The sequence below is a fragment of the Pseudomonas sp. FJ2-5-13 genome (assembly GCF_029201605.1).
In the GTDB taxonomy this organism is placed as follows: Bacteria; Pseudomonadota; Gammaproteobacteria; order Pseudomonadales; family Pseudomonadaceae; genus Aquipseudomonas; species Aquipseudomonas lactis.
The window spans coordinates 5,702,115-5,723,785 of record NZ_CP104045.1; the positions used below are offsets into that span (position 1 = coordinate 5,702,115).

The following is a 21,671-nucleotide window of genomic DNA, read 5'->3' on the forward strand; positions in this document are numbered from 1 at the left end:
TGTTACAGACCGGCCGCATTCGCGAGTAAGCCCGCTCCCACATTTACCGGCTTACATCCATGGTCACTGGATATCTTCCGGCTTCACGATCACCCAGTTTTTATCCGCCGTCACCGGCAGCCCTTCCTTGGCCTGCGCCGCCGCGTGCTTGGCGATCATGCCGTTGAGTTGGGTCATGTACTTGTCTTTGCGGTTGATCCACAGGTGGACGCCGCCCTTGGCCACGTCCACATCGTGGAACAGCATGTAGCCGTCGCTGGTGGGTGTGTCACCGCCGACAATCACTGGTTTTTTCCATTCGTCGATGTAGGTGAGGATCGCCGCGTGCTTGCCGGCCATCCAGGTCGCCGGGGTCCACAGGTAGGGGGTCAGTTCCAGGCCGAGGTTGGCGGCTTGGTCATACTTGCCGGCCGCGATCTGCTTGCGGGCGGTGGTCAGCTCGCCGGTCTTGCGGTCCTTGAGCAGGGTGGACACGCCGATGACGTTTTCGGGTTTGACGTTGTAGCCGTACTTCGGATCGGCGGCGACCATGCGCACCAGCTCCTCGGATGCGGCCGTCATCACATACACCTCGATGCCGTTTTCCATCAGCTTGTTGTACAGCTCGGCCTGGCCAGTGAAGACTTTTGGCGGCTGCACCTCGGATGTCTTCACCGCGTCGCCTTCAAAATAACTGACCGGCACCGGCTTGCCGGAGGCCATCAGCTCATCCACCTGAACCTTGAGTTCCTTGAGGGTAAAGCCGGAAAACACCTGGGCCACCCACGGGTAGCAGACCATGTCATCGACTTCGCACAGGCGATAGTAGTAACTGAACAGGCTCTCTTTGTGCTCGGCGGTGTCTTTGAACGGCATCAGCTTGAGCGACGGGTCAAGGCTGTCGCGGGTGATCAGGCCCTTGTTTTCCATGTACGGCAGCAAGGACTCTTCAAGGTCGTAGCGGTAGCTGGTGTTGTCCATGTCGAACACCGCGTAGTTACCCTTGTTGGCGTTGGCGGCGATCATTTCGTTGAGTTGTTTGGCGGCAGGTGCCGGCCAGTGTTTCAACTCGGTGGCGGCAAACGCCTGGCTGGCGAGCCCGAGGCAAAAGGCGGCGGATACCAATAGTTTCGGCGCAAGCTTCATAGGCGTTGTCTCCCTCAAGTGAAAGACATCGACGCTAACAAATCCGTATGACAGTTATCGCCCGAGCACGACCAAGGACGTCGTGATCACGCCAAGGGCATACGCCTGAGCGTCAAACGCTTATTCCAAAAACGACAGTCGCCATTCCATATCGGTATTAAATCAATATATTTCAAGCTGTTAGGCTTCCCGGTTCGCAATCGCAGGCTCACGCGATTGGCTGCCTTCTCAACGGAGCTTCAATGAATCTGCCCCTGATTCTCAATTTATTGGTGTTCGTGGCCCTGTTGTTGGGCCTGGCACAAACCCGCCGTACCCACTGGAGCCTGGCCAAGAAGGTGCTGTTCGCCCTGGTGCTGGGCGTGCTGTTCGGCGCGGCGTTGCACACGATCTATGGCGACGGCAACCCGGTGCTCAAAGCCTCCATCGGCTGGTTTGACCTGGTCGGCAACGGCTATGTGCAACTGCTGCAAATGATCGTGATCCCGCTGGTGTTCGCCTCGATCCTCAGTGCCGTGGCGCGCCTGCATAACGCCTCGTCCCTGGGCAAGATCAGCTTTCTGACCATCGGCACGCTGCTGTTCACCACGGCCATCGCGGCGCTGATCGGCATCGGCCTGACCAACCTGTTCGGCCTCACCGCCGAAGGCCTGGTGGCCGGCACCCAGGAAATGGCGCGCCTGCAAGTGATCCAGAGTGATTACGCAGGCAAGGTCGCCGACCTGAATATCCCGCAGTTGCTGCTGTCGTTCGTACCGGCCAACCCGTTCGCCGACCTGGCCCGGGCCAAACCGACGTCGATTATCAGCGTGGTGATTTTCGCCGCATTCCTTGGGGTTGCCGCGCTGCAACTGCTCAAGGACGACGTGGAAAAAGGCCAGAAAGTCCTTAACGCCATCGACACCCTGCAAGCCTGGGTGATGCGCCTGGTGCGCCTGGTAATGAAGCTGACCCCTTATGGTGTGCTGGCGCTGATGACCAAAGTGGTCGCCGGTTCCAACCTGCAAGACATCATCAAGCTCGGCAGTTTCGTCGTGGTGTCGTACCTGGCCCTGGGCCTGATGTTCGTGGTGCACGGCCTGCTGCTGTCCCTGGCCGGGATCAACCCGCTGCGCTTCTTCCGCAAGGTGTGGCCGGTGCTGACCTTCGCCTTTACCAGCCGCTCCAGCGCTGCAAGCATCCCGCTGAGCATTGAAGCGCAGACCCGTCGCCTGGGCATTCCGCAATCCATCGCCGGCTTCGCCGCCTCGTTTGGCGCGACCATCGGCCAGAACGGTTGCGCCGGTCTTTACCCTGCCATGTTGGCGGTGATGGTCGCGCCGACCGTGGGCATCAACCCGCTGGACCCGCTGTGGATCGCGACCCTGGTGGCGATTGTGACCTTGAGTTCGGCGGGCGTTGCCGGCGTCGGCGGCGGTGCGACCTTTGCCGCGCTGATCGTGCTGCCGGCCATGGGCTTGCCGGTGTCACTGGTGGCGCTGTTGATTTCCGTGGAACCGCTGATCGACATGGGCCGCACGGCGTTGAACGTGAATGGTTCGATGACGGCCGGGGCGATTACCAGCCAGATCATGGGGCAGACGGATAAAGCGTTGCTGGATGCCGATGAGCATGCCGAGTTAGCGCAGGTCTGATAGACCGCTATCGCAGGCAAGCCAGCTCCCACATTTAATGTATTCACACATCAAACTGTGGGAGCTGGCTTGCCTGCGATGCTTTTAGGCTTTTTCCCACACCTCGAAGTTGTAGGCCGGCTTATCACCTTCGGCTGGATTCTCGACATTCGACACCAGCTTCCACTGGCTCCTATCAAACTCTGGAAACCACGCATCCCCTTCCGGGCTCAGCGCCACGCGGGTCAGGTACAAGCGATCGGCCTGTTCCAGCCCCTGCGCATACAACTGCGCGCCGCCGATCAGCATCAGTTCGTCCACGCCTTGCGCCTTGGCCCATTCCTCAGCGCGTTCTACCGCAGCCTCCAATGACGGAAACACTTGCGCACCTTCCAGCACAAGATCGGTCTGACGGCTGACCACCAGGTTCAAACGCCCTGGCAGCGGTCGGCCCAGGGAATCCCAGGTCTTGCGCCCCATGATGATCGGCTTGCCGAGCGTGGTGGCCTTGAAATATTTGAAATCCCCCGGCAAATGCCAGGGCATGCTGTTGTCGACGCCGATCACACGGTTTTCACCGAGGGCTGCGATCAGGCTTAAAGGGAGAGTTTTTTTCATGGCGACGAGAATACCAGAGCGGCGAGCCAGCGGTTATGCTCCAACCTCATCAACACGACAGGACGGCGCGTGACTGCACTGAACCCGCTGCACAGACTTTGGCTGACAGAAACCGTGCGCCTGCGCGAAGAACACGCCGGCCCCCTGGAAGACCTGGAAGCCAACCGCTTGGCCCGCACCGCCGGGGGCGACCTGCCCACGCGCATCCAGCAGCGTGCGCTGCACCTGGCCGAACGCGATGGTTTGACCGCCGCGCTCAGCCGCTGGCTGCAAGGCGCACGCCTGGCCCTGGTGTTACTGGCGGTGGTCGCCGTCATCAGCGGCGCCGGTTTGGCGTTCGCGGCGCTGGGCAATGGCTTGGCCCCGGTGAATGTGTTCTGGGCCTTGGGCAGCCTGCTCGGCCTGAACCTGATTTTGCTGGTCAGTTGGACCCTGGGCCTGCTGTTTGCCGGTGAACACAACGCCAGTCTCGGCCGACTGTGGTTGTGGCTCAGCGAGAAACTGGCGCGCGACGCCAAGGCCGCGCAACTGGCCCCAGCGTTATTGCTGTTGCTGCAACGGCAAAAACTCAATCGCTGGGCGGTGGGTGTGCTGGTCAACAGCTTGTGGTTGCTGGCCTTGCTCAGCGCCCTGGTGATCCTGCTGACCCTGCTCGCCACCCGCCGCTACGGGTTTGTGTGGGAAACCACCATTCTCGGCGCCGATACCTTTGTCGCCGTGACCCAGGCCCTCGGCACACTCCCGGCTCTGCTGGGTTTCAATGTGCCAACCGTGGAGATGATCCGCGCCAGCGGCGACTCCGCGCTGAATATCGAAAGCGCCCGCCAGGCCTGGGCCGCCTGGCTGGTGGGCGTGTTGCTGGTCTACGGCCTGTTGCCGCGGCTGATCCTCGCCCTGCTGTGCCTGTGGCGATGGAAACGCGGGCGCGCAGCGTTGCGCCTGGACCTCAACCTGCCCGGCTACGCCCAACTGCGCGAACGCCTGATGCCCAGCAGCGAGCGCCTTGGGGTCAACGATGTGGCGCCCGAGCACCTGCACCAGGTCAGCGGCGGCGTGAGCGAGCTGGAGAGCGACGGTGCGTTGCTGGTCGCCATCGAACTCGATGACCAACACCCTTGGCCGCCCAAACTGCCCGCCAACGTCAAGAACGCCGGCATCCTCGACAGCCGCGAATCACGCAACAAGCTGCTGGAACAACTCAGCCGTTTCCCCCCCGCGCGCCTGGCCATCGCCTGTGACCCGCGCCGCTCCCCCGACCGTGGCAGCCTGGCGCTGATCGCCGAGCTGGCACGCAGCGCCACCGACACCCGCGTATGGCTGCTGCAGGCGCCACCGGGCCAGGCGCTGGACGCCGAGCGCCTGGGCGACTGGCATGCCGCGCTGCAACAGCTTGAGCTGTCGTTTGCCGATTGCGCGCCGTTAAGCTGGCTGGAGACCGGTCATGACTAAACCGCTGAAACTCGCCGTGGTCGGCCACACCAACGTGGGCAAGACCTCACTGCTGCGCACCCTCACCCGCGATGTCGGCTTTGGCGAAGTGTCCCATCGCCCCAGTACCACGCGGCACGTGGAAGGTGCGCGCCTATCGGTAGATGGCGAAGCCTTGCTGGAGCTGTACGACACGCCCGGCCTGGAAGACGCCATCGCCCTGCTCGATTACCTGGAACGCCTCGACCGCCCCGGCGAACGCCTGGATGGCCCTGCGCGGCTGGCGCGTTTTCTGGAAGGCAGCGAAGCGCGCCAGCGTTTCGAACAGGAAGCCAAGGTGTTGCGCCAATTACTGGCCTCGGATGCCGGCCTGTACGTGATCGACGCTCGGGAGCCGGTGCTGGCCAAGTACCGCGACGAGCTGCAAGTGCTGGCCAGTTGCGGCAAGCCGTTGCTGCCGGTGCTCAACTTCGTCAGCAGCAGCAGCGACCACCGCGAACCAGACTGGCGCGAAGCCTTGGCCCGCCTCGGCCTGCATGCGCTGGTGCGTTTCGACAGCGTGGCACCGCCCGAAGACGGCGAACGTCGGCTGTATGAAAGCCTGGCCCTGCTGCTGGAAAACGCCCGCCCCCAGCTGGAACGCCTGATCCTTGATCAAGAAGCCCAGCGCCAGGCTCGCCAGCAAAGCGCAGCACGGCTGATCGCCGAATTGCTGATCGACTGTGCCGCCTGCCGTCGCAGCGTCACCACCGAAGATGAGCCCCAGGCCATCAGTGATTTACGCAAGGCCGTGCGCCAACGCGAACAAAAGTGCGTAGAAGCCCTGCTCAAACTGTTCGGCTTCCGCCCACAGGACGCCGCCGCCAGCGACTTGCCGTTGCTGGACGGGCGCTGGGGCGACGACCTGTTCAACCCCGAAACCCTCAAGCAACTGGGCGTGCGCGTGGGTGGCGGGATCGCCGCCGGTGCGGCCGCCGGTGCGGGCGTGGATCTGCTGGTCGGTGGCCTGACACTGGGCGCGGCTGCCCTGGCCGGCGCGATTGCCGGCGGTGCGCTGCAAACCGCACGCAGCTATGGCAGCCGCCTGATGGGCAAGATCAAGGGCCAACGCGAACTCACCGTCGATGACAGCGTGCTGCGCCTGCTCGCCCTGCGCCAACGCCAACTGCTCAAGGCCATGAACCTGCGCGGGCATGCGGCGATGCACAGCATCAAGGTCGATACGCCCCAGGACAAAACCTGGCGCGAAGGCAAGCTGCCGGACGCCTTGCACAAGGCCCGCGCCTATCCGCAATGGTCGTCCCTCAACCCCCACGCCAAACTGAGCCAGGCCGAGCGTCAGGAGCAGGTCGAGGCATTGTCGGTGCAACTGAATGAACCGGGGCTCATGCCTTGAATGCTCAGTAAGCAGCGTCAAACGGTGTGGTCTTTTGCTTACTGATCAATGTGCCTGAATATCCACAACCTTGGCATCGAAGGGCTCAGGTGTGTGCCAATTGAACTTCAAATAAAGCTCAGCCAATTGCTGGACCAAGTGCTTATCAACTTCATCAATGACGCCATCGCAGTTGATGTCGGCGTGAATGTTCCACTCAAGTTCACCGTTGTTATCAAAATCATAGGCGGCGCTCCAAGACACCTGAGCGTCCGAACTCAGCAGCCCTGGGCCTTTATGTAAGTGCAGGCGCACGGTGTCGGGGGTGCCGTCTTTATAGAAGTCTTCGGAAAAGATCTTCATGTAAAGCCGGCTACTGGCGCCGCGATTCACCCAGTTGATCTTCAAATAGGCATTGGCAAATTGATCCAGCAACGCTTGATCAAGACTGCTTTCCTGACCGTCATGGGTAACGTCTCCCCTGCTGTAATCGACCTTTGCGTCTGAGGTGACGTCATAGGCTACGGCCTCATTGAGCAACTCGTCCTGATTGCAGGGCGTACCTTGGTAGAACTGAAGACGCACCGTATTCGCTCGGCCATCTCCCGTTTGATCCTGTGCAACCACCTTTAAATAGCGCATCTGCGTTGCTCCCTTGCTAAGAAGCAAGCACCTTAGTGCGGCGGCTATCGAGGCTCCAGGCGGCGTATCTGCGATGTGTGTAAGGCCCGTCTACGCGGCCAGTAGTCGGGCGGCCATGGCTTTGAGCAGTTGCAGATCCAACACCGGCACCTGCGTTTGCTTGGCCTGCTCGTCCCAGTGGCGCATACGCAAACTCACGGCATATAGCGAGTCCTGTTCAAAAGCCCTGGCCTCTTCGGCGCTCATGACGCCGCCCTGATAACCCAGGGTGCGACGGCTGGCTTGGCTCAAGCGTGCGTAATAATCCGGCTGGCTGAAGGTCAGGTAGCGCTTGGCCTGCACGTGGTATTCCACCAATTTGGCCAGGCGTTCGCTGAAGCCTGCGCGGCGCAGGTAATCGGCGCCCAGCCGCTCGTGGCCGACCACACCATAACCGCCCATGTTCGCGCCGCCCTGGCCGCAGAGGTGGCCGATGTCGTGGAAGAACGCCGCCAGCACCACCTCGTCGTCAAACCCTTCGGCCATGGCCAATTGTGCGGCCTGGGACATGTGCTCGATTTGCGACACCGGTTCGCCGATGTAGTCAGCCGTGCCATGCTGCTCGTACAAACCAAACACCTGGGCAATCGCCTGTTCCGGGCTCATCGCGTCGTGCCCCACAGTGTGCTGATATTACGCTCGGCCATCGCCGGCCCCACGCTCATCCCTACGCCGGTGTGCATCAAGGCAGCGCTGACGCCGGGTGCCGCCTGCACAAACGAAAACGGCCCAGGCCCGCGCGAACCGTAGACACCCTGCCAACGCTCCACCACCTGGACCTTGCAACCCAGGGTCTGCTGCGCCAGTTCGATCAGCCAGTCATCCACCTGCTCGGCGTTGAAGGGCGACGGATCGCTGTCGTAATGGTGGGAGTCACCGATGATCAACTCACCATGGGGCGTAGGGCTGATCAACAGGTGAATGCCGTGCTCGTGCAGGTACGGCGTTTCCCGCAGGATCTGCGCCTGCACCGCGGCCGCTTCCGGCAGGTCGGCGAAGGCGCCGTAGTGCACGCAGCTCAAGCCGGTGAGCAAGGCATGTTGCAGGTTCAGGTTGAGCACCGGCCGGGCGCGCAGCATTTGCAGGCGACAGGTTTGCGGGTTGAGCGCGGCGATGGCGTCGGCCAGCAGGGTCTGATAATCGTGGCCGGAGCAGACGATGATCTGCTCGCCGCGAAAGCTGCCCGCCGTGCTGTGCAACTGGGCCGGCTCAACCTCGCGCACCAGGGTGGAGAAATGAAACTCCACGTTCAGCGCCTGGCTCAGGTAATAGATCAGCGCCGGTATGGCCTCACGGGAATAGAGTTGCTGGTCGTCCTTGCCATGCAGCGCGGCGCGGTGATGGCGGAACTGGCCGGCGTACAGGTCGTTCATGGCAGCGCCTTGCAGCAGCTCGACGTTGTAGCCGTGCTCCCGCGCTCGCCCGGCGCAGAAGGCTTCGAGCAGATGCTCTTCGGCTTCGGTGCGGGCGAACAGGTAGGAGCCATTGCGCTTGAGCGCCAGGCCCGCCGCTTGCGCCCACTGGCCCCAGATTTCGCGGCTTTCCCGCGCCAAATCCAGCATGGGCCCTGGTGGTTGGCCGGTGACCAGGGCCTGGCCGAAGTTGCGCACTGAGGCGCCCAATGGCGTGGCGCTGCGCTCGAACACCTTGACCTTGAGGCCGCGCCTGGCGGCGGCATAGGCGTGGGAGAGGCCGAGGATGCCGGCGCCGACGATCAGTAAATCGCTGTGTTGTGTCATGACATGATGTTCCTGTCCTTGAGGCCGCAATCGCAGGCAAGCCAGCTCCCACACTTGAACGGGTTCACACATCAAAATGTGGGAGCTGGCTTGCCTGCTATGAGGCCATCAGCCCTAACGAAAGTCCTACTGACCGGCTACCTTCTCCGACTTACCGTCATAACGCTTACGCCATTCGGCCAGGATGCTGTCACGGTTTTTGGAAGCCCAGACAAAGTCGTTCTTGATCAATCGTTGCTCATAGTCCGCCGGCAATTCGGTCTGCGGCTTGGCGATACCCGGTTGGGCGAGCACGGCGAAGTTGTCCTTGTACAGGTCCATCGCCGCGGTGCTGGCGGAGAAGTCAGCGAGTTTTTTCGCCGCGTCGGCATGGGCAGTGCCTTTGATCACGGCGGTGGCTTCGATGTCCCAGCCCAGGCCTTCCTTGGGTAGGATGATGTCCAGCGGCGCGCCCTGGCGCTTGAGTTGAACCGCCGGGTATTCGAAGGAAATGCCAATCGGGAACTCACCGGAGGCCGCCAGCTTGCACGGCTTGGAGCCGGAGTGAACGTACTGGCCGATGTTCTGGTGCAAGTCGTCCATGTACTGCCAGCCTTGCTTCTCGCCGAAGGTCTGGAGCCAGGCGCTGACATCCAGGAAACCAGTGCCCGACGACGCCGGGTTGGGCATCACGATCTTGCCCTTGTACTCAGGCTTGGTCAGGTCCTGCCAGCTCACGGGTTTGGTGAGGCCCTGCTTCTCGGCTTCGACGGTGTTGAAGCAGATGGTGGCGGCCCACACGTCCATGCCGACCCAGGCCGGAGGGTTGGCGGCGTCGCGGTAGTTTTTGCCGATCTTGTCCAGGTCCTTGGGCGCGTAGTTGTCGAGCATGCCTTGCTGATCGAGGATCGCCAGGCTGGAGGCGGCCAGGCCCCATACCACGTCAGCCTGGGGGCGGTCCTTCTCGGCCAGCAGTTTGGCGGTGATGATGCCGGTGGAGTCGCGCACCCACTTGATCTCGACGTCGGGGTTGGCCTGTTCGAAAGCTTTTTTGTAGGTCTTCAACTGCTCGGCTTCAAGGGCCGTGTACACCGTCAACTCGGTCTTGGCGAAAGCATTCAGGCTGAATGCCGTGAGGACTGCAGCGACCAGCGCCAGGGGCTTGAACATGGAGCACCTCCTTCAGGGATGTTTTATTGGCCGGGTGCGCGCTGGCGCCAGGCTTGGGAGCGGCGCAGCGCGCCACGTGAGGCCCACGCCAGCAGCAGCGAGACGCTGGCCGAGGTGAACAGGATCAGGGTCGACATGGCCGCCGCGCCGCCCACATTGCCGGCGTCGTCCATGTTCAGCACGGCGACGGCGGCGAGGATGGTGTCGGGGCTGTAGAGGAAGATCGCGGCAGACACGGTGGTCATCGCCGACACAAACAGGTAGCGCAGGATGTCCAGCAGCGCCGGCAGGCAGATCGGCACCGTGACGCGCAGGTAGTGGCGATACAACGGCGCCTTGAGGGACAGCGCGGCGGCTTCGAACTCGGCGTCCAACTGGCGCAAGGCGGTGGTCGCGGTCATCTGCGCGGTGGTCAGGTAATGCGCAATGGTGCACACCACCAGCAACGCCATGCTGCCGTACAACACATGCAGCGGGTTGCCGTTGAGGTTGAAGAAGAACACGTAGCCCAGCCCCAGGACCAGGCCCGGCACGGCCATCGGCACGAAGCTGAGCATGCGCAGTGCCAGGTTGAGGTTCTTCTGGCCCTTGGTCTTTTCCATCAGGTAAGCGCCAGTGAAGATCAGCACGCTGCCGATCAACGCCGTGCACAACGCCATGGTGAGGCTGTTGCGATAGGCCAGCCAGCCACCGCCAGCGGTGTCTTCGAACTGGTAGTGGTTGAGCGACAGCGACAGGTTGTACGGCCAGAATTTCACCAGCGAGGAGTACACCGCCATGCCGAACACCAGCAGCAACGCCGCGCAGATCAGCAGCACGATGGCCAGGTAGCACCCGTCGCGCAGCCGCGATGGCGCCGGCTGAAACACCTGGGCGCGGCCGCTCATCGCCTCGCCATGCCGACGGCGCAACCACGCATCCACGCCGAAGCTGAACAGCGCCGGCAGCAGCAACACCATGCCGATCAACGCGCCGCGACCGAACTGTTGCTGGCCCACCACGGCCTTGTAGGCCTCCAGCGCCAACACTTGGTAATCGCCGCCCACCACCACCGGTACCCCGAAGTCGGTGATGGTCAGGGTGAACACCAGGCAAAACGCAGCGAACACCGCCTGGCGCGTGGCCGGCCAGGTAATGCTGCGAAACGCCCGGGCCGGGCTGGCGCCCATGCTCGAAGCGGCGTCGAACAAGCGCGCATCCGCCAGGGACAACGCCGACAGCAAAATCATCAAGGCATGGGGAAAGGTGTAGATCACCTCGCCGAGGACAATGCCCCAGAACCCGTAGATATTCTCCGAGAACATGCCCCGCAGCAGGCCCTGGTTGCCGAACAGATAAACCAGGGCAATGCCCGGCAGCATCGACGGCGCCATCAATGGCAGCAAGGACAGGCCACGCCAGATGGACTTGCCGGGGATCAGCGTGCGTTGCAGGGCATAGGCAAACAAGTAGGCCAGCGGCACGACGATGGCCGCCACACTGAGGGAAACTTTCAGGCTATTGCCCAGCAACCAGTGGAAGTTGGCGCTGCTCAGCAGTTCGCGCGCGGCCACCAGGCCACCGCCCTGCCCGGCTTCGCTGCTGAAGCCGCGCCAGAAGATCGCCAACAGCGGCAACAGCACCGCCACCACCAACAGGCCTAGCCAGAGCCATTTGCCGCCGACCACAAAGAGGCGGTCGCCCCACTCGGCGCGGGACACCTGACGCGGTACCGGCAATGTCATCACAGCCCCCATCTCAGGCAAACACCTGCAGGCTGCGCGGCGGCAACGCCACCCAGATGTCCTGGGCGCCCAGGCGCGGCATGGCTTCCGGCGCCAGTTCAGCCAGCAACGGATGGCCCGGCAACTGCTCCAGTTCAAAACTCATGCGGCAGCGGTTGCCGAGGAAAGTAATCTCGCGAACCTTGGCCGGGAACAGGTTTTCTTCATGCACCGGCGGGTTGACGCAAATGGCTTCCGGGCGGCAGAACAAGCGGCCGGACTGGGCGACACCCGCGTCCTCAGCCAGGCGCATGTTCAACCCACCCACCTGGGCATGGCTGGCGCTGTTACGGCTGAACGGCAACCAGTTGCCCTGGCCGACAAACTCCGCCACGAACGGCGTGGCCGGGCGGTCGTAGATTTCCTGGGGCGTGGCGTACTGCTCGACCTTGCCGTTGTTCATCACGGCGATACGGTCGGCCATCAACATGGCTTCGTCCTGGTTGTGGGTCACCATCAAGGTGGTGATGCCAAGGCGTCGCTGCAGTTGGCGAAGTTCGGTGCACAGGTGCTCGCGCACCCGGGCATCGAGGGCCGACATCGGCTCATCCAATAACAATAACGACGGCGCCGGCGCCAGTGCGCGGGCCAGGGCGACGCGCTGTTGCTGGCCGCCGGAGAGTTGGCCGGGGTACTTCTTTTCGCTGCCCACCAGGCCCACCAGCTCAAGCATCTGCGCGACCCGCTTGCGCACTTCATCGCGGCCGCTGCCGGTGAGGCCATAGCCGATGTTCGCTTCAACGCTGAGGTTGGGAAACAACGCGTAGGACTGGAACAGGATGCCGTAGTCCCGCGCCTGGGGTGGCAGCAGGGACACGTCCCGTTCGCCCAGGTAGAGCTCACCGCTGTCCTGGCGCTCCAGGCCGGCGATGCAACGCAGCAGTGTGGTCTTGCCGCAGCCGGAAGGGCCCAGCAGGCACACCAGCTCGCCGGCGGCGACGTCCAGGGAGACGTTGTCCAGCGCGGTGAACGCGCCAAAGCGCTTCTGGATTGCGCGCACTTTCATCGGTGCGCCGGGTTGGGTCAGGGCTGTGTGCATGATGGCACCTCATCGAACGGATGAAGGCCATGCTAGGGAGGGAATGCGTAGCGGGTGTGGCAGAAAGGCAAAAGGAGGTGATAGTGGTATTGGTGGATTTGTGTAGGACTCATGGTAATGAGCTGCCTGGTCTACCGCCTTCGCGAGCAAGCCAGCTCCCACAGGCCGACCGCATTCTCATGTTGAAACGCGATCAAATGTGGGAGCGGGCTTGCTCGCGAAGAGGCCCTCAAAGCCAGCGAAAAATTCAGAGGGGTGACATTTCCTGAGCCAAACCAAGAAACGCCGCCGGCAACCGCGCCCCTTTGCGCTCCTTGAGGCAATACAGGTACTCCGGAATCTGCGGTGCATTCTCGATGGTCAGCACACGCAACTGCGGGTCATGGGGCACTTCCTGGCGAGCGATGATGCTGATGCCGATATTGCGCAGCACCGCCTCGCGAATCGACTCACGGCTGCCAATCTCCAGCAACGGCCCGTACCCCACGCCGGCGTTCTTCAACATCTCTTCCGTCAGCCGGCGGGTGGTGGAGCCCGCTTCACGCATCAGCAAGGTGTGCCCGATAAGCGCGCTCAACGGTACATGATCAAGCTTGGCCAACGGGTGATTGCGGTGCACCGCCAGCACCAGCGGGTCCGTGCCCAGCACGCGGCGGATCAGCCGGGCATCTTCCAGCAATTGTGATGAGGCCGCGACATCGACGCGGTAATCGTCCAGTGCCTCAAGCACCTGCTGGGAGTTGCCGATTTCCACCGACACGTCCACCTGTGGCAGGCGTTCGCGAAAGGCTTTGACCAGATCGAGGATGTAATACGGCGCCGTCGCGGCAATCCTCAGCGCACCCTGGACCTGGCCGTTATTGCGCAGGAAAAACTCGATATCCGCTTCCTGCTGCAACAGCGCCTTGACCATCGGCAACAGCCGCGCGCCTTCGTCGCTGACGGTGAGGCGGCGGCCTCCACGGTAGAACAACTCGACGCCGTAGTGGCTTTCCAGGTTGCGAATCTGGGTGGTCACCGTGGGCTGGCTCAAGCCGAGTTTCTTCGCCGCCTGGGTAATGCTGCCCAGGCGGGCGACCATGAAAAACGCCTTTAACTCAGCACTCAGCACACCACCCTCTCATCCGCTATTTGCGCACCAGGCGCAGGCCATTGAACACCACCAGCAGGCTCACGCCCATGTCGGCGAAGACCGCCATCCACATGGTCGCCATGCCCATGAACGTAACGGCCAGGAAGATCGCCTTGATCACCAGCGCCAGGGCGATGTTCTGCTTGAGGATACTCGACGTTTGCCGCGACAACCGAATGAAAGCCGGAATCTTACGCAAATCATCGTCCATCAGCGCCACGTCGGCGGTCTCGATGGCGGTGTCGGTGCCCGCTGCGGCCATGGCAAAGCCGATCTCGGCACGGGCCAGGGCCGGGGCGTCGTTGATGCCGTCACCGACCATGCCCACCCGATGGCCCTGGCCGTAGAGGGTTTCGATGGCTTGCAGCTTGTCGGTGGGCAACAGGTCGCCCTGGGCCTGGTCGATACCGACCTGGGCCGCAATGGCCTTGGCAGTGTGGGTGTTGTCGCCGGTGAGCATCAGGGTCTTGATGCCCAGGTCGTGCAACTGCTGAATGGCTTCGCGGCTGCTCTCCTTGACCGTGTCGGCCACGGCAAACAGCGCCAGCGGGCCGGACTTGTCCTGCAGCAGCACCACGGACTTGCCTTGTTTTTCCAGGGCGAAGAGTTTTTCTTCCAGGGCCTCGGAACACAGGCCGAGGTCTTCCACCAGGCGGTGGTTACCCAGGTGATAGGTCTGACCGTTGATATCACCACGCACACCGCGCCCGGCCAGGGCCTCGAAGTTATCCACAGCGTGAGTCGACAAGTTTTTATCCACAGCCGCGTTGGCAATCGCCAGGGACACCGGGTGGTCAGAACGCGATGCCAAACTCGCGGCCAAGGCCGGCGCGCTGTCTTCGATATTCGGGAACAGCGGCAGGTAATCGGTTTGCACCGGTTTGCCGTGGGTGATGGTGCCCGTCTTGTCGAGGGCCAGGTAGTCGAGCTTGTAGCCGCCCTCCAGGTACACGCCGCCTTTGATCAGGATGCCTTTGCGCGCTGCTGCTGCCAGGCCACTGACAATGGTCACCGGAGTGGAGATCACCAAGGCACACGGGCAGGCCACCACCAGCAGCACGAGGGCGCGGTAGATCCAGTCAAACCACACGCCCGCCATGAACAGGGGCGGAATCACCGCCACACCGAGGGCAAACAGGAAGACGGCCGGGGTGTAAACCTTGGAGAAACTGTCGACAAACCGCTGGGTCGGTGCGCGTGCGCCTTGGGCCTGTTCCACGGCGTGGATGATTCGCGCCAGGGTCGAATTGTTCGCCGCTGCGGTGACCTTGTACTCCAGGGAACCGGCCTGGTTGATGGTGCCGGCGAAGACTTTATCGCCCACGGTTTTCTCAATCGGCAGGCTTTCCCCGGTGATCGGTGCCTGGTCGATGGTGGACTGGCCGACCGTGACTTCACCGTCGAGGCCGATGCGCTCGCCGGGTTTTACTCGGACAATCGCGCCAAGATCAATGCTTTTGACCTCTTGTTCCAGCCAGGAACCGTCGGCCTGGCGCACCGTGGCCTGTTCGGGGGTCATCTGCATCAGGCCGCTGATGGCGTTGCGCGCCCGGTCCAGGGATTTGGCCTCGATCAACTCGGCCACGGTGAACAGGAACATCACCATCGCCGCTTCCGGCCACTGGCCAATCAGGATCGCGCCCGTCACCGCGATACTCATCAAGGCATTGATATTGAGGTTGAAGTTCTTCAGGGCAATCCAGCCCTTCTTGTAGGTAGTAAGGCCGCCGCTGAGGATCGACACCAGCGCCACCAGCGCGATTACCCAGGTGGGCGCCACGCCGGTGAAATGCAACACCTCGGCACCCAGGGCCCCCACGCCCGACACCGCCAACGGCCACCAATGCTTCTTGGCGGGCGGCGCGGCGGCGGGGCTGCCTTCTTCGATAGGGTCGGCCTGCATGCCGATGGACTTGATTGCTTCGATGATCGGCGCGGTGTTCGGCAGGTCATGGGTGACGCCGAGGATGCGGTTGATCAGGTTGAATTCCAGTTGCTGCACGCCAGCGAGCTTGCCCAGCTTGTTCTGGATCAGCGTCTGCTCGGTGGGGCAGTCCATGGCTTCGATGCGGAAGGTGCTCAGGCGCGAGCCGGCGGTGGGCGCCTCGCTCAGGGTCACGATGGCAGGCCCGGCAGCGCCGGAGCAGCAGGAGCCGGAATGGCCGTGGTTATCCACAGGCGTGAGTTTGGCGGGCGCATGGTCATGCTTGTGATCATGGCCGTGGTCATGATCGTGATCGTGATCGTGATCGTGATCGTGATCATGCTTGTGGTCGTGCTTGTGCGGGGTATGAATGGAGTGGCTCATCAGGTCGCGTCCGTAAAGGTGCCTGTTGCCAAGTAAAGACCCTGTAGCCACTATAGGGTCAAGCACCCATTTGGAGATTGCTGCGATGAAGATCGGCGAACTGGCCAAACTCACCGATTGCCCGGTGGAAACCATCCGTTATTACGAGAAGGAAAACCTGCTGCCGCCCCCGGCCCGCACCGACGGCAACTACCGCGTGTACACCCAGGCGCACACCGAGCGGCTGACTTTTATCCGCAACTGCCGCAGCCTGGACATGACCCTCGAAGAAATCCGCAGCCTGCTGGGGCTGCGCGACAGTCCCCAGGACCAGTGCGAAAGCGTGAATGCCTTGATCGACGAGCATATCCACCATGTGAAAGCGCGGATCGACGGGTTGTTGGCCTTGCAGGAGCAACTGCTGGACCTGCGCCAACGTTGCGGCGGTGGGAACCAGTGCGGGATCTTGCAGCAGTTGGAAGTCAGCGGAGGGATTGCGGCCAGCGAGGCCGAGCCTTCGCATGTGGGCAGAAGCCACGGCCACTAACACAAGCGAACACCGAACCCATGTGGGAGCTGGCTTGCCTGCGATAGCGGTGGACCAGCAACATTGATGTCGCCTGACACTCCGCCATCGCAGGCAAGCCAGCTCCCACAGTTTCTCACCGAGTAAGGCTTTAGATAGCCACGTCGGCCTTGATGCTTGGGTCGGCGTCGTAGCCCACGATTTCAAAGTCTTCGAACTTGTAGTCGTAGATCGACGCAGGCTTACGCTTGATCACCAGCTCGGGCAGTTTTTTCGGCGTGCGCGCCAACTGGGTCTGGATCTGCTCCATGTGGTTGCTGTAGGCGTGGGTGTCGCCGGTGGTGACGATGATCTCGTGGGGGATCAGGTCGCATTGCTGGGCCAGCATGTGGGTCAGCAACGCCAGCGCGGCGGTGTTGTACGGCAGGCCCAGGAACACGTCGGAGCTGCGGATATACAACTGCATCGACAGATGGCCGTCATGCACGAACGCCTGGTACAGCAAGTGGCACGGTGGCAGGGCTTGCTTGCCGTTACGCGCGTTTTCCTGCGGGCTCTGGGTTTCGTCCGGCAGGTATTCGACGTTCCAGCCGTGGAACAGGATGCGGCGGCTATTGGGGTTGGTCTTGAGCGTGTGCACCATGTAGTCGATCTGGTTGATCGTGCCGCCGTCCTTCGTCGGCCAGGCGGTCCACTGCTCGCCGTAGACCGGGCCCAGGTCGCCGTCTTCGGTGGCCCATTCGTCCCAGATCTTCACGCCATTTTCGTTGAGCCATTTGATGTTGGTGTTGCCGCTCAACATCCAGATCAGTTCGTTGGCGATGCTTTTGAAGTGCAGCTTCTTGGTGGTCAGCAGCGGGAAGCCGTCGGCCAGGTTATGCCGATACTGACGCGCAAACACAGCCTTGGTGCCGGTGCCCGTGCGGTCGCCCTTGGTCAGGCCATTGGTCACGACGTCCTGCAGCAGTTCGAGATATTGCTTCATGTTTTTACCCGTATCGTTGAAGCCAAGACCTCCTGGTCTTGGCATTCGAATTTAAAGCGCGGCGTTCTTCAGCGGCTGCGGGCGATTGTACGCCCACCACAGCATGCCCAGGCCCGCCAGGATCATCGGCAGGCTAAGCACCTGACCCATGGTCAGCCAGCCCCACGCCAGGTAGCCCAACTGCGCATCCGGCACCCGTACGAATTCGACGATAAAGCGGAAAATCCCGTAGAACAGCGCGAACATGCCCGACACGGCCATGGTTGGGCGTGGCTTGCGCGAGAAGATGTAGAGAATAAGGAACAGTGCCACACCTTCCAACGCGAACTGGTACAGCTGCGACGGGTGGCGCGGCAGTTGCGCCGGGTCGCTGAACGGCGGGAACACCATCGCCCACGGCACGTCGGTCGGCTTGCCCCACAGCTCGGCGTTGATAAAGTTACCAATGCGCCCGGCGCCCAGGCCGATCGGCACGAAGGGGGCGACGAAGTCCATCAGCTGGAAGAACGACTTGCCATTGCGCCGGCCAAACCACCAGGCGGCGATCATCACGCCGATAAACCCGCCGTGGAACGCCATGCCGCCCTTCCACACTTCGAAGATCAGGGTCGGGTTGGCGAGATACGCAGACAGGTCGTAGAACAGCACATACCCCAGGCGCCCGCCGACGATCACGCCCATCGACATCCAGAACACCATGTCGGAGAGCTTCTCCTTGGTCCAGGTCGGGTCGAAACGGTTCAGGCGCCGGGAAGCCAGCAGCCAGGCACCGCCGATGCCGATCAGGTACATCAACCCGTACCAATGGATTTTCAGCGGACCGATGGCCAGGGCCACCGGGTCGATCTGCGGGTAAGGCAGCATTGCGACTCCTCGTTAAAACATTTAGTCATGACGCACCGGACCATGCCGATGTGCGATTAAGCCTGCGTTACAGCTGCGAGATCAAATTAAGAAGTTCACATACACACCAAACAGCCCGGCATGTTAACGGATCAGAGGTGCACGGCCCAACTTCGAGACGATGGAACACCTGCGCGTCTGTGGGTAGAGTGGCAAAAACACAAAAGGGGTCACCCGATGTGCCTGATTATTTTCGCCTGGCGACCGGGCCATGCCCAACCACTGATCGTCGCGGCCAACCGCGATGAGTTCTACGCCCGCCCCAGCCTGCCCTTGGCCCAGTGGGCGGATGCGCCCCGGGTTTACGCCGGTCGTGATCAGGAGGCCGGGGGCACCTGGCTGGGGGTGAACGCGGATGGGCGCTTTGCCGCCTTGACCAATATTCGCGACCCGCACCAGCCACCGGCACGCAAGTCTCGCGGCGAACTGGTTGCGCGGTTTCTCAGTGGTTCGCTGCCGATCGACGATTATTTGGCCGATGTGAATGGACGCTCGATTGAATACGCCGGGTTCAACCTGCTGGTGGGCACGCGGGATGAGCTGTGGCACTACAACGCCAAGGACACCGAACCGACGCGGTTGAAGGCTGGGGTGTATGGGTTATCCAATGCCGGGCTGGATACGCCCTGGCCGAAGTTGCTAAAGGCCAAGGCAGCGTTCAGCGCAGTGCTGGAGAACCCCGAGCCGGAAGCCCTGCTGGAGATTCTGAGCGACCCGCAGATCGCGCCGTTTGCTGAGCTGCCGGACACCGGCGTAGGCCTGGCGACAGAAAGCCTGCTGTCGAGCGTGTTTATCGCCAGCCCCAGTTACGGGACACGGGCGAGCACGGCGCTGATTGTGAATGCCGATGGGACGCGACGGATGCTGGAGCGTAGCTTTGGCCCCCATGGAGGGCGGCTGGGTGAGGTCGAACTGAAAATCTGACGGCGCTTGGGCTGACGTCATCGCAGGCAAGCCAGCTCCCACATTTGGAATGCGGTTCCCTGTGGGAGCTGGCTTGCCTGCGATGAAGGCGCCTCGGTTTAGAGGGTTTTGGCCGAGGCCGGGTTGATCATCCGGGTCAGCCCCAGGTTCTTCAACGCCAGTTGCAGCGAGCTGTGGATAACTTGCGGGTTGTCGATGGTCATCAACTCGGCGAGCAAATCCTTGGCCCTGCTCAACTCCACCTGGCGCAGCATCCACTTCACTTTCGGCAAGTTGGTGGCGTTCATCGACAGGCTGTCAAAACCCATCGCCATCAACAGCACCGCCGCCGCCGGGTCGCCGGCCATTTCGCCGCAGATACTCACCGGCTTGCCTTCGGCATGGGCTTCGCGCACCACGTGTTGCAGCGCTTGCAGCACCGCCGGGTGCAGGTAGTCGTAAAGGTCGGCCACCCGTGGGTTGTTACGGTCCACGGCCAGCAGGTACTGGGTCAGGTCGTTGGAGCCTACCGACAGGAAGTCCACCTGCCGCGCCAGTTCCTTGGCCTGGTACACCGCCGCCGGGATTTCGATCATCACGCCAATCGGCGGCATCGGCACATCGGCGCCTTCGTCGCGCACTTCGCCCCACGCGCGGTGGATCAGGTGCAGGGCTTCTTCCAGTTCATGGGTGCCGGAGATCATCGGTAGCAGGATGCGCAGGTTGTTCAAGCCCTCGCTGGCCTTGAGCATGGCGCGGGTCTGGACGAGGAAGATTTCGGGATGGTCGAGGGTAACGCGAATACCGCGCCAGCCAAGGAAGGGGTTGTCTTCCTTGATGGGGAAATAGGACAGTGACTTATCGCCGCCGATATCCAGGCTGCGCATCGTCACCGGTAACGGGTGGAAGGCTTGCAGTTGCTCGCGATAAATCGCCAGCTGCTCCTTCTCGCTCGGGAAACGCTGGTTGATCATGAACGGCACTTCGGTGCGGTACAGCCCCACCCCTTCGGCGCCGCGCTGTTGCGCACGGGCTACATCCGCCAGCAGGCCGGTGTTGACCAACAGCGGTACCCGGTGGCCATCGGGGGTCACACACGGCAGCTCGCGCAGCGAATCCAGGCCCTGGGCCAGTTGCTTCTCTTCTTCCACCACCTCGGCGTATTGCTTGCGCAGCACGTCGCTGGGGTTGGTGAATACTTCGCCGCGATGCCCGTCGACGATCATGTCGATGCCATCGACCTTGGAATACGGCAGGTCCACCAGGCCCATCACCGTCGGGATACCCATGGCCCGGGCCAGGATCGCCACGTGGGAGTTACCCGAACCCAATACCGAGACCAGGCCCACCAGCTTGCCTTCAGGCACTTCGCCAAGCTGGGTGGCGGTCAACTCTTCACTGACCAAGATGGTGTTATCGGGGAAGACCATGTTGGTGCTGCGGTCTTCCTGCAGGTACGCCAACAGGCGGCGACCCAGGTCGCGCACATCCGATGCCCGCTCGCGCAGGTAGGCGTCGTCCATCATTTCGAAACGGTTGACGTGATCGGTGACCACCTGGCGCAACGCGCCCTGGGCCCACTGGCCGGTCTTGATCACGGTCTTGACTTCGTTACCCAGGGACGCGTCGTCGAGCATCATCTGGTACACGTCGAACAGCGCACGCTCTTCGGGGCGCAGTTGGGTGGCCAGCTTGGTCGACAGGTTGCGCATGTCGGCGCGCACGCCTTCGAGGGCGGTCTTGAACAGTTTGATCTCGGCGTCGATGTCACTGACGCTCTTGTCCGGCACCACATCGAGGTCGGCGGGCGGCAGCATGACCACCGCGGTACCCACCGCAGCGCCTGGCGAACCCGGTACGCCGACGAACTTGGCTTCCTGGATACCCTTGCCCTGGCGCCCCAGGCCGCGAATCGAGCCGGTGGCTTCGGCGTGGGCGATAACCCCGGCCAGTTGCGCACTCATGGTCACCAGGAAGGCTTCTTCGCCTTCGTCGAACTGGCGGCGTTCTTTTTGCTGAATGACCAACACGCCGACAACGCGGCGGTGGTGGATGATCGGCGCACCGAGGAACGAGGCGTAGCGCTCTTCACCGGTTTCGGCAAAGTAGCGATAACGCGGGTGATCGGCCGCGTTCTCAAGGTTAAGGGGTTCTTCACGCGTCCCCACCAGGCCCACCAGACCTTCATTGGGCGCCATGCTGACCTTGCCGATGGAGCGCTTGTTCAAGCCCTCCGTGGCCATCAGCACAAAACGGTTGGTCTCGGGGTCCAGCAGGTAAACCGAGCAGACCTGGCTGCCCATGGCTTCCTTGACGCGCAACACAATAATCCCCAACGCCGCCTTGAGATCCTTGGCGGAGTTAACTTCCTGGACGATCTTGCGCAGCGTATTGAGCATGGCTCG

General features: G+C 62.3%; 18 protein-coding genes. 5 read left to right on the forward strand and 13 right to left on the reverse strand.

Going from position 1 to position 21,671, the window contains the following annotated elements:
- Positions 1-63 precede the first annotated feature (63 nt).
- Positions 64-1,125: a hypothetical protein gene (locus N2A98_RS25395; protein WP_044269626.1), complete on the reverse strand. Its 1,062-nt coding sequence runs from the start codon at positions 1,123-1,125 to the stop codon at positions 64-66.
- A 242-nt stretch (positions 1,126-1,367) separates the two neighbouring features.
- Between N2A98_RS25395 and N2A98_RS25400 the strand changes: the two genes are divergently transcribed.
- On the forward strand, positions 1,368-2,759 hold the full coding sequence (locus N2A98_RS25400; protein ID WP_044269628.1) for an L-cystine transporter: 1,392 nt from the start codon (positions 1,368-1,370) through the stop codon (positions 2,757-2,759).
- 84 nt (positions 2,760-2,843) lie between these two features.
- Here the strand turns inward: N2A98_RS25400 and N2A98_RS25405 are convergent, their stop codons facing one another.
- A complete protein-coding gene (locus N2A98_RS25405) occupies positions 2,844-3,356 on the reverse strand; it encodes a dihydrofolate reductase (protein ID WP_044269630.1) in 513 nt (170 codons plus the stop codon).
- 69 nt (positions 3,357-3,425) lie between these two features.
- On the opposite strand from N2A98_RS25405, the gene N2A98_RS25410 reads away from it, so the two are divergent.
- A complete protein-coding gene (locus N2A98_RS25410; protein ID WP_275622782.1) occupies positions 3,426-4,805 on the forward strand; it encodes a DUF2868 domain-containing protein in 1,380 nt (459 codons plus the stop codon).
- On the forward strand, positions 4,798-6,180 hold the full coding sequence (locus N2A98_RS25415; RefSeq protein WP_275622783.1) for a DUF3482 domain-containing protein: 1,383 nt from the start codon (positions 4,798-4,800) through the stop codon (positions 6,178-6,180). The genes N2A98_RS25410 and N2A98_RS25415 overlap by 8 nt, the downstream gene beginning before the upstream one ends.
- 45 nt (positions 6,181-6,225) lie before the next feature.
- Here N2A98_RS25415 and N2A98_RS25420 read toward each other — a convergent pair whose 3' ends face one another.
- From N2A98_RS25420 to N2A98_RS25455, 8 genes are all read right to left on the reverse strand, one after another.
- Positions 6,226-6,801, reverse strand: a complete 576-nt coding sequence (locus N2A98_RS25420; RefSeq protein WP_078804001.1) for a hypothetical protein — start codon at positions 6,799-6,801, stop codon at positions 6,226-6,228.
- Between the two features lie 90 nt (positions 6,802-6,891).
- Positions 6,892-7,446 (reverse strand): phosphonate degradation HD-domain oxygenase, encoded by a 555-nt coding sequence (locus tag N2A98_RS25425; protein WP_044269637.1) that lies wholly within the window; start codon positions 7,444-7,446, stop codon positions 6,892-6,894.
- Positions 7,443-8,579, reverse strand: a complete 1,137-nt coding sequence (locus tag N2A98_RS25430) for a TIGR03364 family FAD-dependent oxidoreductase (protein ID WP_275622784.1) — start codon at positions 8,577-8,579, stop codon at positions 7,443-7,445. The genes N2A98_RS25425 and N2A98_RS25430 overlap by 4 nt, the downstream gene beginning before the upstream one ends.
- 126 nt (positions 8,580-8,705) lie before the next feature.
- Positions 8,706-9,728, reverse strand: coding sequence for a putative 2-aminoethylphosphonate ABC transporter substrate-binding protein (locus tag N2A98_RS25435; protein ID WP_275622785.1), 1,023 nt, complete (start codon positions 9,726-9,728; stop codon positions 8,706-8,708).
- Between the two features lie 23 nt (positions 9,729-9,751).
- The gene (locus tag N2A98_RS25440; RefSeq protein ID WP_044269641.1) at positions 9,752-11,464 is read right to left on the reverse strand and encodes a putative 2-aminoethylphosphonate ABC transporter permease subunit; all 1,713 of its coding nucleotides are present in this window, start codon (positions 11,462-11,464) and stop codon (positions 9,752-9,754) included.
- 1 nt (position 11,465) lies between these two features.
- Entirely contained in the window at positions 11,466-12,530 is a 1,065-nt protein-coding gene (locus tag N2A98_RS25445; RefSeq protein ID WP_003195180.1) for a putative 2-aminoethylphosphonate ABC transporter ATP-binding protein, read from the reverse strand.
- Between the two features lie 247 nt (positions 12,531-12,777).
- Positions 12,778-13,641, reverse strand: coding sequence for a LysR family transcriptional regulator (locus N2A98_RS25450; RefSeq protein ID WP_275622786.1), 864 nt, complete (start codon positions 13,639-13,641; stop codon positions 12,778-12,780).
- A gap of 16 nt (positions 13,642-13,657) precedes the next feature.
- On the reverse strand, positions 13,658-15,970 hold the full coding sequence (locus tag N2A98_RS25455; protein WP_275622787.1) for a heavy metal translocating P-type ATPase: 2,313 nt from the start codon (positions 15,968-15,970) through the stop codon (positions 13,658-13,660).
- Positions 15,971-16,055: 85 nt separating this feature from the next.
- Here N2A98_RS25455 and cadR point away from each other — a divergent pair, with 85 nt between their 5' ends.
- The gene (cadR, locus tag N2A98_RS25460) at positions 16,056-16,496 is read left to right on the forward strand and encodes a Cd(II)/Pb(II)-responsive transcriptional regulator (RefSeq protein ID WP_003195185.1); all 441 of its coding nucleotides are present in this window, start codon (positions 16,056-16,058) and stop codon (positions 16,494-16,496) included.
- A 130-nt stretch (positions 16,497-16,626) separates the two neighbouring features.
- On the opposite strand, the gene N2A98_RS25465 is transcribed toward cadR, so the two are convergent.
- On the reverse strand, positions 16,627-17,460 hold the full coding sequence (locus N2A98_RS25465) for a thymidylate synthase (protein ID WP_014720362.1): 834 nt from the start codon (positions 17,458-17,460) through the stop codon (positions 16,627-16,629).
- A 51-nt stretch (positions 17,461-17,511) separates the two neighbouring features.
- Positions 17,512-18,324, reverse strand: coding sequence for a prolipoprotein diacylglyceryl transferase (gene lgt / locus N2A98_RS25470; protein WP_003195189.1), 813 nt, complete (start codon positions 18,322-18,324; stop codon positions 17,512-17,514).
- 216 nt (positions 18,325-18,540) lie between these two features.
- Here lgt and N2A98_RS25475 point away from each other — a divergent pair, with 216 nt between their 5' ends.
- The gene (locus N2A98_RS25475; RefSeq protein ID WP_044269649.1) at positions 18,541-19,287 is read left to right on the forward strand and encodes an NRDE family protein; all 747 of its coding nucleotides are present in this window, start codon (positions 18,541-18,543) and stop codon (positions 19,285-19,287) included.
- Between the two features lie 98 nt (positions 19,288-19,385).
- Here the strand turns inward: N2A98_RS25475 and ptsP are convergent, their stop codons facing one another.
- Entirely contained in the window at positions 19,386-21,665 is a 2,280-nt protein-coding gene (ptsP, locus tag N2A98_RS25480; RefSeq protein WP_078804005.1) for a phosphoenolpyruvate--protein phosphotransferase, read from the reverse strand.
- Positions 21,666-21,671 lie beyond the last annotated feature (6 nt).

What these genes read in the sequence shown, in the direction of transcription:
- N2A98_RS25395 (WP_044269626.1), bottom strand. Translation starts at nt 1,125, where the DNA reads ATGAAGCTTGCGCCGAAACTATTGGTATCCGCCGCCTTTTGCCTCGGG.
- N2A98_RS25400 (WP_044269628.1), top strand. Translation starts at nt 1,368, where the DNA reads ATGAATCTGCCCCTGATTCTCAATTTATTGGTGTTCGTGGCCCTGTTG.
- N2A98_RS25405 (WP_044269630.1), bottom strand. Translation starts at nt 3,356, where the DNA reads ATGAAAAAAACTCTCCCTTTAAGCCTGATCGCAGCCCTCGGTGAAAAC.
- N2A98_RS25415 (WP_275622783.1), top strand. Translation starts at nt 4,798, where the DNA reads ATGACTAAACCGCTGAAACTCGCCGTGGTCGGCCACACCAACGTGGGC.
- N2A98_RS25420 (WP_078804001.1), bottom strand. Translation starts at nt 6,801, where the DNA reads ATGCGCTATTTAAAGGTGGTTGCACAGGATCAAACGGGAGATGGCCGA.
- N2A98_RS25425 (WP_044269637.1), bottom strand. Translation starts at nt 7,446, where the DNA reads ATGAGCCCGGAACAGGCGATTGCCCAGGTGTTTGGTTTGTACGAGCAG.
- N2A98_RS25430 (WP_275622784.1), bottom strand. Translation starts at nt 8,579, where the DNA reads ATGACACAACACAGCGATTTACTGATCGTCGGCGCCGGCATCCTCGGC.
- N2A98_RS25435 (WP_275622785.1), bottom strand. Translation starts at nt 9,728, where the DNA reads ATGTTCAAGCCCCTGGCGCTGGTCGCTGCAGTCCTCACGGCATTCAGC.
- N2A98_RS25440 (WP_044269641.1), bottom strand. Translation starts at nt 11,464, where the DNA reads ATGGGGGCTGTGATGACATTGCCGGTACCGCGTCAGGTGTCCCGCGCC.
- N2A98_RS25445 (WP_003195180.1), bottom strand. Translation starts at nt 12,530, where the DNA reads ATGCACACAGCCCTGACCCAACCCGGCGCACCGATGAAAGTGCGCGCA.
- N2A98_RS25455 (WP_275622787.1), bottom strand. Translation starts at nt 15,970, where the DNA reads ATGAGCCACTCCATTCATACCCCGCACAAGCACGACCACAAGCATGAT.
- cadR (WP_003195185.1), top strand. Translation starts at nt 16,056, where the DNA reads ATGAAGATCGGCGAACTGGCCAAACTCACCGATTGCCCGGTGGAAACC.
- N2A98_RS25465 (WP_014720362.1), bottom strand. Translation starts at nt 17,460, where the DNA reads ATGAAGCAATATCTCGAACTGCTGCAGGACGTCGTGACCAATGGCCTG.
- lgt (WP_003195189.1), bottom strand. Translation starts at nt 18,324, where the DNA reads ATGCTGCCTTACCCGCAGATCGACCCGGTGGCCCTGGCCATCGGTCCG.
- N2A98_RS25475 (WP_044269649.1), top strand. Translation starts at nt 18,541, where the DNA reads ATGTGCCTGATTATTTTCGCCTGGCGACCGGGCCATGCCCAACCACTG.
- ptsP (WP_078804005.1), bottom strand. Translation starts at nt 21,665, where the DNA reads ATGCTCAATACGCTGCGCAAGATCGTCCAGGAAGTTAACTCCGCCAAG.